This window comes from Deltaproteobacteria bacterium (assembly GCA_013151915.1).
Classification (GTDB): domain Bacteria; phylum BMS3Abin14; class BMS3Abin14; order BMS3Abin14; family BMS3Abin14; genus BMS3ABIN14.
Genome location: JAADHJ010000010.1, coordinates 1 through 12223 on the forward strand (window position 1 = coordinate 1; position 12223 = coordinate 12223).

At 56.7% G+C, this 12223-nt stretch carries 13 protein-coding genes; 1 reads left to right on the forward strand and 12 read right to left on the reverse strand.

Translation table 11 applies throughout. From position 1 onward, the window contains the following. Positions 1–328 precede the first annotated feature (328 nt). The 12 genes from larA to GXP52_02455 form a co-directional block, all read right to left on the reverse strand. Positions 329–1621, reverse strand: coding sequence for a nickel-dependent lactate racemase (gene larA, locus GXP52_02400; GenBank protein NOY86136.1), 1293 nt, complete (start codon positions 1619–1621; stop codon positions 329–331). A gap of 16 nt (positions 1622–1637) precedes the next feature. Further along, positions 1638–2846 (reverse strand): amino acid ABC transporter substrate-binding protein, encoded by a 1209-nt coding sequence (locus tag GXP52_02405; protein NOY86137.1) that lies wholly within the window; start codon positions 2844–2846, stop codon positions 1638–1640. After that, the gene (pdxA, locus tag GXP52_02410; protein NOY86138.1) at positions 2843–3805 is read right to left on the reverse strand and encodes a 4-hydroxythreonine-4-phosphate dehydrogenase PdxA; all 963 of its coding nucleotides are present in this window, start codon (positions 3803–3805) and stop codon (positions 2843–2845) included. The genes GXP52_02405 and pdxA overlap by 4 nt, the downstream gene beginning before the upstream one ends. Positions 3806–3855: 50 nt before the next feature. Beyond that, positions 3856–4647, reverse strand: a complete 792-nt coding sequence (locus GXP52_02415) for a fumarylacetoacetate hydrolase family protein (GenBank protein ID NOY86139.1) — start codon at positions 4645–4647, stop codon at positions 3856–3858. A gap of 4 nt (positions 4648–4651) precedes the next feature. Beyond that, positions 4652–5842: a pyridoxal phosphate-dependent aminotransferase gene (locus GXP52_02420; GenBank protein ID NOY86140.1), complete on the reverse strand. Its 1191-nt coding sequence runs from the start codon at positions 5840–5842 to the stop codon at positions 4652–4654. Positions 5843–5968: 126 nt separating this feature from the next. Further along, a complete protein-coding gene (gene pta, locus GXP52_02425; protein NOY86141.1) occupies positions 5969–6997 on the reverse strand; it encodes a phosphate acetyltransferase in 1029 nt (342 codons plus the stop codon). A 29-nt stretch (positions 6998–7026) separates the two neighbouring features. Continuing rightward, positions 7027–7545 carry a pantetheine-phosphate adenylyltransferase gene (coaD, locus tag GXP52_02430; protein NOY86142.1) on the reverse strand — a complete coding sequence of 173 codons (519 nt, stop codon included), beginning with the start codon at positions 7543–7545 and terminating at the stop codon, positions 7027–7029. A gap of 74 nt (positions 7546–7619) precedes the next feature. Then, entirely contained in the window at positions 7620–8168 is a 549-nt protein-coding gene (gene rsmD / locus GXP52_02435) for a 16S rRNA (guanine(966)-N(2))-methyltransferase RsmD (GenBank protein ID NOY86143.1), read from the reverse strand. Continuing rightward, entirely contained in the window at positions 8165–9238 is a 1074-nt protein-coding gene (locus tag GXP52_02440) for a M42 family metallopeptidase (protein ID NOY86144.1), read from the reverse strand. The genes rsmD and GXP52_02440 overlap by 4 nt, the downstream gene beginning before the upstream one ends. Before the next feature lie 53 nt (positions 9239–9291). Continuing rightward, positions 9292–10062, reverse strand: a complete 771-nt coding sequence (locus tag GXP52_02445) for an amidohydrolase family protein (GenBank protein ID NOY86145.1) — start codon at positions 10060–10062, stop codon at positions 9292–9294. 38 nt (positions 10063–10100) lie between these two features. Next, the gene (gene queD, locus GXP52_02450) at positions 10101–10472 is read right to left on the reverse strand and encodes a 6-carboxytetrahydropterin synthase QueD (protein ID NOY86146.1); all 372 of its coding nucleotides are present in this window, start codon (positions 10470–10472) and stop codon (positions 10101–10103) included. Continuing rightward, positions 10469–11131: a hypothetical protein gene (locus GXP52_02455; GenBank protein ID NOY86147.1), complete on the reverse strand. Its 663-nt coding sequence runs from the start codon at positions 11129–11131 to the stop codon at positions 10469–10471. The genes queD and GXP52_02455 overlap by 4 nt, the downstream gene beginning before the upstream one ends. Positions 11132–11518: 387 nt before the next feature. Between GXP52_02455 and GXP52_02460 the strand changes: the two genes are divergently transcribed. Continuing rightward, positions 11519–12103, forward strand: coding sequence for a response regulator (locus tag GXP52_02460; GenBank protein NOY86148.1), 585 nt, complete (start codon positions 11519–11521; stop codon positions 12101–12103). Positions 12104–12223 lie beyond the last annotated feature (120 nt).

Sequence of the window (12223 nt, forward strand, 5' to 3'; positions counted from 1 at the left end):
GACGGTCTTTTCAGCTCCGCCCGGGATTGCCGCGTCACTCTCGTCTCCCTCGATGCTCCTCGCAATGACAGCAAAATAATAATATAAGGTATGCATTAACCGGATGAACCAAGTTTTAAGGTTTTCTCCGTGACCTCCGTGCCTCCAGCGAGTCACGCCATCGGCGTGACGAGCGGGTGGTGAAATAACCAAGGTCTGGGGACCAGCTATTTTATCACGTTGGACATTGGACGTTCTTTACCCCGTTGGACATTGGACCTGTTTTTCCCTCTGGACCCTGGACCCTGGACTGCTTTATCCTGTTGGACATTGGACGCCTTTTACGACCCTATAAATGTGCGCATTCGACCAGGATGTCCGAAGCGTCGGGGATGATCAGGGGCCGCGGGATACCACCCTGAACTCCCCTGAAATGGTCCTCCACTATCTTCATGGCCTCGTCAAGCCCTCCCGCGGGAACCATTCCCATCTCGATTACCCTTTCCCGGGGAAGGCTGCTTATGAGAATCGTCATGTTGGCCGATGCGCATTTCCAGGTGGAATAGGCGGTCTGTCCGTTGATCTGGTACTCCCGGTCCAGGGTGTCGAGCCACTGCTCATCGGTTGAACACCGTCGGAACCACGAGAAAAAGTCAGGGTGCCCCCCTCCTTCAGGGCAGGCGGCGGCCAGAACGAGAACGCCTCCTTCCTTCACGGCCCTGTGAGCCGAATAGAGCCCCTTGTGGGCCTGAACGAAATTGATATCCTTCGGCCACCCGCCGACACCCGCGATCACCAGATCGGCCCTGGAATCGATGCGGCGGCGATAAAAGACATCGTGCCGTCTGCAGGCCTCGATGTGAGCCGCCTCAACGCCACCCGCGGCCGCCGCGATGATCCTGTTGGACGGGTCCGTGACCACGTTCAGGGAAAAGATGGGCGGTACCATTGAACAGGCCGACAACATGTCGCTATGCACCGGGTTGCCTTCGAGCTTCCCCGGACAAAGGTCTCCATGCAGGTTCCCCCTTCTCCAGGAAACGACCATACGGTGGTTGGCCTCGCACGTTTCCCTCGAGGCGACCCCGGGGAGAATGGCCTTTCGTCCGCCGCCGTAACCGGCGAAGTAGTGGTAGGTTACGGAGCCCGTCAGAAGCAGGGTGTCGGCCTCCACAACCTTTCGGTTCAGCCGCAGGGGGATGCCTCCCGGTGTCCTTCCCAGGTCGATGAGGCCTGAGGGGTCGTCGCAATCATGGTTTTTTACGGAAAAGCGCCGCCAGACCCACGCACCCACGTGGTCCTTCAGCTCCCCATCCGACATCTTCCGGTGAATCCCGAGGGAGACAACGACGCTGATATCCCGGCTGCCGACCCCGGCGTCAAGCAGTCTTTCAAGGACCAGGGGCAGCCAGGTGCGCACCCCGGACCTCCGGGTGATGTCCGGTATGACGCACACCACCCGCTGCCCTCTGCGAAAGAACCTTTCCATGGGGGGTGATCCAAGGGGGTTGTCGAGCGCCTCATCAATAAGGCCGGAACCGTGACGGGCAGGGAACGGCCCGGGCTCGATTACCGAAAAGGGCGCAGGGCACCGGGAGGGAAGGATAATTTCCCCTTTTCCGTATGGGATGCCTGGGGACATGTTTTCCCCCGATATCCTAAAGGGTATTGGACTGTGATGGGAAAGAAGACCCCAAGATAAAATCGGCCGTTTTATTTTCAGGCGGCCATACGATTTCGTCCCTGCCATCGAGCCACTGCCCCATAAAGGTGGGCAGTATGTTCTGGTTCTGGTATCCGTCAATGGATTGGAAGAAAACCGGACCGAATATGGTGGTGAGCCGGATCCGGGCGAAAGCATCCCTCACCTCCTCCGGGGAGAGGGTCCCGGCCGCAGATAAGGCCGCGGCCAACACCTGGACAGCGGCGTAGGCCTCCGCCGCGTGATAGTCCGGCTCGACACCGAACCTGGTGAGGTATTTTTGGAAGAAGGATTCCGCTCCGGGAAACTGCAGGCGGGGCGACCAGATGGTTAAAGTAAAGAGACCGTCCCATGGGCCGGCGCCGACCCTGAAAAGGCCCGGGCCCGATGGGGACGGCAGCCCATCTATGAATGCCTTGATCCCCGGCATTTTCTCTTTAACGGCCTCCATGATGAACGTCGCCTCTTTGGGGTAGGTAAATATGACGACCACGTCAGGGTCAAACACCTCAATCCGGCCAATGTAGTCAAGCGGGATCCCGCCCCCGACATCGTATTCAAACCGACCGATTATCCAGCCCGCATCCTTCCCGGCGGAAACCAGGGAATCCGAAATACCGGCGCTGTAGGCAGTCCGCTCCCCGACAACCGCTATCCTCCCCGGCTGTACCGCACCCCGTAAAAAGCCGGTAATGCCGTCGGCATACATTGAAAAAGTTGGATTCAACCTGAAGACGTAGCGATATCCCCGCCGGGTGATGGAATCGTCAGCGCCGCTGACGGCAAGGTAGGGAACGCCCTGTGTCTCGCACCTGGAGGCGATCTCCCGTGTTACAATGGAACCGAGGCCGCCCATAACAACAGGGTACTGCTTGTCTTTGATGAAGTGCCGAACGATGCCTCGGGCCATGCCCACACGACCCATGGTGTCCCGGATATCCAATCTGAGATCCACGCCGTTGATACCGCCGTGGGAGTTGACATCCTCCATTCCAAGAAGATATGCATCCCGCGCCATCCTGCCGATGACCTCATGGGGACCCGAAAGGCCAAGAGGAATACCAACGACGATTTCGTCCGCCGACGCCGCAGGCTGAAGAAAAGCCGTAAACATCAAAACCGTCAGGGACAGTAAAAAGAACCTGTGTAGGGCAGGTTCCCTCATGTGATATCTCGACCCGTGAGTCTGGCCGCAAGCCTGATGGCCTCGATGAGGCTGCTGGGGTCGGCGAGCCCTTTTCCCGCAATATCGAAAGCCGTACCATGGTCCACGGATGTTCTGATGATGGGAAGCCCGAGGGTTACGTTCACACCCGATTCGAAGCCCAGCAGCTTTAACGGGATGTGCCCCTGGTCATGGTACATGGTTATCACGGCGTCATAATGTCCACGGTGCATCCTGAGGAAAACCACGTCGGGAGGGATCGGTCCAACAATATCGAGCCCCTCCTCTGCGGCCGTCCTGACCGCGGGGATCAGAATATTGGTTTCCTCGTCGCCGAAAATGCCCCCCTCGCCCGCATGGGGGTTAAGGCCTGCCACCGCCAGCCTGGGTCTGGCGATACCCATCTTTATCAAAGCGTCGTTGCCCAGATGCGTGACCCTGAGGACCCGCTCCAGGGAAATGTTCCGGGAAATCTGGGATACGGGAATGTGGGTGGTGACATGAAGGGCCCGCATGCTTCCGGCGGCAAGCATCATCACATAGTCCCGGGCCCCGGTACGCTCGGCCAGAATCTCGGTATGCCCGGGATAGGGATGCCCGGCCTGGTGAAGAGATTCCTTGTTGAGCGGGGTGGTTACAATACCGGAAACCTTCCCTTCAATCGCCAGGTCAATGGAGTGGATGAGGCATTGATAGGCAGCTTCGCCCGCGGCCGGATTCAGCCGGCCGAACGGCAATCCGGTGGGAACGTCCGCAACTTCCAGCAGGGGGACATCGGGTTCCAGGGATCCCGCTCTTTCGATGTCGCTTATAGGACGATAGCGCGTTGGGCTCCCGGCTTTTCTGGCACCGACTGCGAGGCGTTTATGATTACCGATCACCATACAGCGGCGCCGGAGGGCCTCATTCTCCATGGCCAACGCGATAATCTCGGGGCCGACCCCACTCGGATCTCCCATGGTTATGGCAAGGGGGGGGGCGGAATCCGGCACTCTTTCGGCGGCCGGGCTCAAGTAACCTCCCTCCGGACGGGGTTGGTCAACACCCCGATCCCCTCGACGGCTATCGACACCTTATCTCCATCCTTCAGGGGACCTACCCCCGACGGTGTTCCCGTGGCGATGATATCCCCCGGCTCCAGTGTCATCACCCCGCTGATGTGGGCAACGAGCTGGAAGGGGCTGAACAGCATGGAGGCCGTGCTGGCATCCTGCCGCAATTCTGAATTGACCACCGTGGTGATCCGGACCGAGGTGGGATCCAGATCCGTTTCGATCCACGGGCCCAACGGGCAGAAGGTATCGAAGCTTTTCGCCCTGGCGAACTGACCGTCCTTCCTCTGCAGGTCCCTTGCCGTCACATCGTTCAGGATGGTGTAGCCAAGGATCACATCCTCCGCGTCATCGAGTGAGACCCGGCGGCAGCGCTTGCCTATCACCACGGCCAGTTCTCCCTCATAATCCACCCGCTCCGATTCCATCGGAAGTTCGATATGCTCTCCGGCAGCGATAACCGAGGAGACGGCCTTGAAAAAGATCAAGGGCTCCTCAGGCATTTCATGGCCCATCTCGCGGATATGTTCCCTGTAGGTCAGGCCGATGGCGACAACCTTTCCAGGTTTAACCGGCGGACATAGCCTGACGTCGGCCAGGAGATGTTTGGAATGGCCGAACTCCACACCATCAAAAGGCGCCCCTTTCAGATCCCGAACCCAATCCCCATCAACCACACCCCAGACAACCGGGGAAAATTTGGGGGATTCCCTTGGAAGGTCCTGCGGATGAAATCGTACGATTCTCATGATTCTACTCCAACACTGCTATTGCCGCCTCGATGCGGTCGAGCCCTTTCGCGATATTCTCCATCGAGGAGGCGTATGACAGCCTGGCACAATCGTCGGCGCCGAAAGCTATTCCGGGAACGATGGCTACCTTTGCCTCATCCAGCAGGTAATCGGCCATATCTGTGGAATTCTGTATCCTGTTTCCCTTGAAAGAACGGCCATACAGGCCGGAAAAGTTGGGGAAAGCGTAGAAGGCCCCCAGAGGGGTAAAACAGCTTACCGAATCCATCCCGTTGAGCCGATCCACAATATACCGACGTCTTTTGTCGAATTCCGCCCGCATTATCCCCACAAAATCCTGAGGACCACTGAGCGCTTCTACGGTCGCCGGCAGGGCGAAGGATGTGGGGTTGGAGGTACTCTGGCTCTGGATCTTGGTCATGGCCGCCACCAACTCGGCAGGCCCTGCGGCATACCCTATCCTCCAGCCGGTCATGGCGTAGGCCTTGGACAGCCCGTTGACCAGGACCGTCCTCTCCTGCATTCCCGGCAGTTGAGCGATACTGGTGAACTTGAAATCGTCGTAAACCAGTTTCTCGTAAATCTCGTCTGATATTACCAGAATATCCTTTTGCCGGGCGAACCCGGCTATGTCCTCTAACTGTCGGCGTGTGTATACCGCACCGGTCGGGTTGGAAGGGCTGTTTAATACGAGGGCCCTCGTGCGGCTGTTCGCCGCCCTTTCAAGGTCCTCGATGGTCACGGTGAAGCCGTTCTCCTCCCTGGTTTCAACGATGACGGGTTCGGCCCCCGCGAGGATAACCTGCGCAGGATACGAGACCCAGTATGGGGCCGGGATGATTATTTCGTCCCCCTCCTGGAACAGGGCCTGGGCGATATTGTAAAGCGTGTGTTTCGCTCCACATGAGATAATGATCTGGTTGCGTTCATAATCAAGGCCCTGGTCCCGTTTCAACTTGTCGACGATGGCGTCCCGGGCCTCGTTGGTGCCGGGTACCGGCGTGTACTTTGTAAAACCGTCCCGGAGCGCTTTAATTGCCGCCGCCTTGATGTTTTCCGGAGTGTCAAAGTCAGGCTCACCCGCGCCGAATCCCACCACATCCAGGCCGTCCGCCTTCATCTGCTTCGCCTTGGCGGTGATGGCAAGGGTGGGTGACGGTTTTATTCCTTTTACCCTCTTTGCAAAATCCATTGTCTTTACTCCCTTGTTTTTGATCACTTTAGATAGAGTCGTAAAAAGTCCATCCGTGGCTTTTTACTTCACGAAAAGCGAAAAATTCATTTTCGCTTTCCTCACAAATCTTCAATTTGGACGCCCCTAAGGGGACGCGTTGATGACTTCACAAGAAGTCTTCAATTTCCGTGCGGCCTGAATAGCGGTAATGACCGCGACATTGATTATTTCGTCGACACCACACCCACGGGAGAGATCATTTGCAGGCTTCTTCAGGCCCTGAAGGATGGGGCCGACGGCTACCGTATTGGCAAGACGTTCCACCAACTTGTACGCGATATTCCCGGAATCCAGATCCGGGAAAACAAGAACATTGGCCCTGCCGGCCAAAGGGCTGCCCGGCATCTTCCGTTCGGCAACCACGGGGACTATGGCGGCATCGAGCTGCACTTCTCCATCAACGATAAGGCCGGGTTCCCTCTCCGCAACCAGGCGGGTTGCCTCGCGGACCTTATCCACCCTTGGATGGCCGGCGCTCCCATGGGTCGAAAAGGAGAGCATGGCCACCCGCGGTTCGACATCAAGGAAGAACCTGCAGCTTTCGGCGGCGGAAATGGCAATCTGCGCCAACTGCGGAGCGGTAGGGTCAGGAATCATTCCACAATCCGCGAAGATAAAAACACCCTCTTCCCCATATTCCATGATGGGCATAACCATTATGAAACAGCTCGAGACGACGTCCACGTCATCCATTTTTCCGATAATCCTAAGAGCGTTTCTGATAACCTTCTCTGTTGTGGTCACCGCCCCCGCGACGAAACCGTCGGCTCTCCCGGTATGGACCATCATCGCGGCGAAGGCTATCGGGTCGGCGATCTCACGGGCCGCGGTCTGAATAGTAATCCCCTTGTGTCGACGCAGTTCGTGGTAAATATGGGCGTACCCATCCAGAAGAGGATCGTCGTTAAGGTCGATGACGGCGGCGGCCCCCAGATCCAGACCGCGCCGATCCGCCAGACGGCCCACAGATTCAGGATTGCCCAGTATTACGACCTCCGCAATCCGATCCCTGATAATATGGGAGGCCGCATCCAGAATCCTCTCATCGTCACCCTCGGGAAAAACGATGCGTATTCCGCTCCCACGCACACGCTCGCGAAGGGATGAAAGTATCCCGCTTCCCGTCGTTTCCCCACCGGTGTTCACCGTGATCTGTTTCCCCTTTTTCCCCGGTACCGCTTAAGGAGTTTTTCGGCCACGCACTCCGAGACCATCGTGCCCACATCACCGCCGAGGCTGGCGATTTCCTTAACAAAGCTGGAACTGAGGTAAGCGTATTCCTCCCGGCTGATCATAAAAAATGTCTCAATACGTGGATTGAGCCTCTTGTTCATCAACGCCATCTGGGACTCGAACTCGAAGTCGCTGACGGCTCTCAATCCCCTGATAATAACGTGGGCGGACAGTTTTTCGACCTCCTCGACGAGAAGACCGTTAAAAACCTTTACCTCCACATGGTCTGGAATACCACTGACGGCATCATGGACCATTGAGGTCCTTTCATCCGCTGAAAACATGGGGACCTTTTTAACATCCGCCGCCACCAGGACGATCAGCCTTGAAAAGATGGCGCTTGCCCTTCGGATAAGGTCCACGTGCCCATGAGTAATAGGATCAAAAGTTCCAGGATAAACGGCAATAGTCCCCACTTGAACCTCCATCACAAGGCTTTTCCATTCGGGATAATCTCGAAAAATCTCACCGACATACCGTTCCAGTACAATGGGTGGACTTTTTACGACACCATAATAAAGAGAACAGCCGTATCGCCATACCGCCTCCTATCCGCGATCTCCATGCCGCTCGGGATCACATCGGGCTCACCGGAGGAGGAACATTCGAAGATAACGAGGCCTCTTGTGAGGGATTTAGCATTTTCAGATAGGGCCATCAAGGTCTTTATTCCCTCACCACCGCTATAGGGCGGATCAACGAAAACAAGCCCGGTCCCCTCGGGTATTCCCCCGCTTTTAATGAAAGGTCCGACGGGAGCGGTGACCACACGGGAGAGACCCTCGAAACGGCATGCGGCAACGTTTTTCCTGATAAACCGGCTGGCCGTAGGGCTCCTGTCTACGAATGTGGCTTTCAGGGCCCCTCGGCTGAGCGCCTCCAGGCCATAGGCCCCTGTACCCGCAAAAAGGTCAACTACCCCGGTTCCTTTCACCCTCTCCCCGATGATGGAAAAGACAGCCTCCCGGACCCGATCCGAGGTGGGGCGGGTCCCGAGACCACGGGGACAAAGGAGCGGCCGCCCCTTTGCTGATCCGGAGATTATCCTCACCTTTTTCCGTAAGGGATGAAACTATCTTCCGGTTTTAACGATTCGACGTAGGCTGCCAGGAGCTTCGCCGCGTTCTGCAGGTCCTTCAGGGAGATGATCTCCACGGGTGTGTGCATGTAACGGTTCGGGATACTGAGAAGCCCGGCCGCCACCCCTTCCCTTGTCATCTGGATGACGTTGGCGTCGGTCCCTGTGGCCCGGGGTGAGGGCTCCACCTGACAGGGGATTTTTTCCGAACCGGCCACTTCAATGATCCGCTCAAACACCCTCGGGTTGATGTTGGCCCCGCGCGCTGCAACCGGCCCCTTTCCAACGGAGATCTGGCCGACCTGCTTTTTATCGATCTCCGGATGGTCAGAGGCGAAGGTCACGTCTACCGCTATACCGACATCCGGATCGATCCCGTATGCGCTCGTTTTCGCCCCACGGAGGCCTAACTCCTCCTGAACCGTGGACACCGAATAGAGAGCGGCTTTGATCCTCTTTTTCGAGAGGATACGAACGACCTCGGAGACCACAAAGCTGCCCACCTTATCGTCGAATGCCCGTCCCGCCACCATGTCCCCCGCAAGCCGCCCGAATCCGTCGGTAAAGGTGATGGGATCCCCCAGGGCGACCTGTTTCTCCGTCTCCTTGCGGCTGCCGGTTCCAATATCTATCCAGAGGTTGTGCCACTCCAGCTTCTGGGTGGACCTCGATGAGGGGTCCTGCAGATGGATCGGTTTTTTTCCCACCACTCCCGGAACGGTTCCCCGGGACGTGTGTATGGCGACCCTCCTGGCCGAAACGATATGGATGTCCACCCCGCCTATCGGGGCGAAAGAGATGTATCCCTCATCGGAGATGTACTTGACCATGAATCCGACTTCGTCGCAATGGCCTGCCAGCATGACCCGCGGACTTCCCCCCTGATTCAGGACCGCGATAACGTTTCCGGTGACATCAACCCTGGTCTCGTCCGCAAAGGGAGAGGTCCTGTGGAGCCAGACCTCCTGGGCAGGCCCTTCGAAACCGGAAGGGCTCGGGGCATCGATAAGTTTTTGAAGAAAATTCAGCGATTCTTTTCTCATGCGGTCTCCTTATGTTCCATGTCTCCAGGCGCAGTGAGCGCTTCCGGCCTCTATTAATCCATCCCGGTCAATCGCAGGGCGTTTCCGGAAAAGATGGCCGCGCGTTCCTCCTCCGTCACATTGAGTTTCCTGATCCTGTCGATGCTCCAGGCAGGGCTGCCGTATGGATAGTCGGAACCGCAAAGGAATTTTTCCGCGCCGAAGCTCTTAACCAGATCAGCGGAGATGCCTGCCAGGCTCACGTCGAAGTAGACGTTTTCTCTGCCCCCCACCGATGCCAGAATCCTTTCGGTGCCACCGTTGAGCGCTCCCATGTGGGGGATGATGACCTTGACATCGGGATACAGGTCCACAAAGATCTGTGTTATATCGAAATGCTCCTCGAAGTTGACCGGGATATTCATCTCCATGACCTTTTCCATAAGGGCGACCATCCGCGGTTCCGTCAGAACCCCGTGGACATGGTCCTCATCCATTCCAAGCCGGGTACCGCCGAAATCGTGGCCGGGGGTAAACCAGCAGTGCCATTTAATGCCGCGGTATTCTTCGAGGATGCCGGGGTCAGGCAGATTGGGGTAAGGCCGGTTGGTGCTGTAGGCATTGCCGCCCACATAGAAAAAGGGTATGTGCCCCCCCTTCTTCGCGGCATCAAGGACGTACCGGTTATCATCCGAGATGTCGCTGCTCTCAGGATCGGCGAAAATGACCGCTCTATCGGCGCCGGCCTTGTCAAGAATAGCCTGGACCGAGTCCATGGGAAGGTGTTTTCTTCCGACGTGAACATGCGCGTCAATGATCTCCATTATCGCCTTCCTTTCTACCACGGCCCCCTGGGAGTCCGTATGGATTTTCCGACAGCCCCCTAGGGCAGATATGTGGCGGAAGCGTTCCGGGATTCGCCAACGGTTACCGAGGCGACTTCCACATCCCTGCCTGACAGGAGTTCCTCGGCCCTTTTAAAGACATACTCGGCAATCCTCTCGGATGAGGGGCTTTGCCCCGAGAACGCCGGAAACGAATTGAGGTCTGTATGATCGAGGTCCACGAGGATACCCCGAAGAATATCTTTCAGGATGGTAAAATCAATCACCATGCCGGTATCATCGAGCCTGTCGCCCTCAACCGTAAGTTCCACGGAAAAATTATGGCCGTGCAGGTTCTCACACTGCCCGCCGCTGCCTGCAAGACGATGAGCCGCGGCGAAAATATCCCTTACCACAAGAAGATATCTCAACCCCGGTCATCTCCTTCCTCGCTGATGATTTTCAGACCATAACGTTCTCGCAGGGTCTTGAGCCACCTGTCTCTTTCCTTCTGAAAGGCCCTCGCCCCGAGGAATTTCTTAATATCGTTCCATGCCTCGTTGATCCCGCGCCCGCCCCATCGACCGGGGTTGTTATTATACTCCTTCTCGATATCCGAAGGAAGGACCCCCACGAAGAACCGTATCCGGCTTTCCGTATACAGAGACGCGATCAGACCATGGGCGAGACGTCTTTCCACCTCTTTCTCATCAATACCCCACCGACGGAGTTTTTCGTCGAAGGCCGCCCGAGTAGGAAATCGGGAAAGATAACCCTTAAAGGCCGCTTCTATCTGCCCCGGCGACAGCCGGAAACTGCCGACCTCATTCGCCTCCCTGACAATCATCAGCCTGTTCAGATAGGGCTCCAGAAGGGCATCCAATCCTTCCTTGTTATCGACCGGTTCAAGGAGACCGAGGTCATTCTCCATCAACAGGTCGCTTAGCAGAACCGGATTATCCCCAACGACTGCGACAATCCTGTCCAACTGCGTCCAGCCGGACGTGGCGACCGAGGCCCATGCGGCCCCTGCACAGAGGAAAGCGGCCGTAATGGCCGCCGGAAGGATTAAGCCGCCTGGATGCCTCATTTCCCGTCGATCCTCCACAAGGGGTTTATCCCGGAATCCAGGAGTTTATGCCATGCCCCCGGCCCTGTCAATTATTGATGACTTCGCTGGTCATCGCGAACCGATAACTGTGTGAAGCGATCCCGTGGGCGACCGGAGGGCGCCGCAATGACCTTTTCAGCTTCGCATGAGATTGCCGCGCCTACGGTTTCACTCGGGCTCGCAATGACGGCAAAATAATAAAGGTACGCATTAACCGGATGAACCATGAATTATTGATGGGCCCCACGCTAATCCATACGTTGACATACCATTTGTCTTCCTGATACCTTCGGGACGGTAAAGTTGGGGAAGGTCCATCAGCAGTCCCAAAGCTACAGCGTTTTTTGCGAGGTGAATAATACTGCCATGAAACTCACATGTTTTCTATGCTCAAAAGAGTATATTTTCAATTCCGAAAAGATTCCGGAGGCGGGATTCCGCGTGACCTGTTCGGCCTGTGGAACAAAGATGACCGTCCAGCTGCCTCCGAAATGGAGGCGTCTCATTCAGGATTCGCCGGCGGTGCCGGCGCCCAAAAAGCCGGTGACTGGAGACGGCAGGTACATCCTCCTGGCCGACGACACCGCTTTCTTTCGCACCATGATGTCCGACCTCCTCATCAGCCACGGCCATATGGTCAAGACCGCCGCCGACGGACAGGAGGCCCTTGAGATCTATGAGGCTGCACCTGATCTTTTCGGGCTGATCCTTCTGGACCTCCAGATGCCCCGGATGTCGGGATTCGGCGTCCTTGAACATCTGGCAAAGTCGGCCCGCCCCGCCCCTCCCGTTATCGTCATGACCGGAATCCACGACAGCCACGAGGACATTCAGATCGTGCGGGAAAAGGGAGCCGTCGCCTTTCTTGACAAGAGCCTTGATCCATCGGTCGCATACGAGAGGATCGAGATGGTCCTGAACCAGGCCAACAACCGTGAGTCTGAGGATTGAAACGCGGATAAAGAATGTTCAACGGGATAAGAAACGTTCAAAAGTTCAAAATGTTCAATGTTCAATGTTCAAAAGTTCAATGTTCAACGTTCAAAAGTTCAATGTTCAAAAGTTCAATGT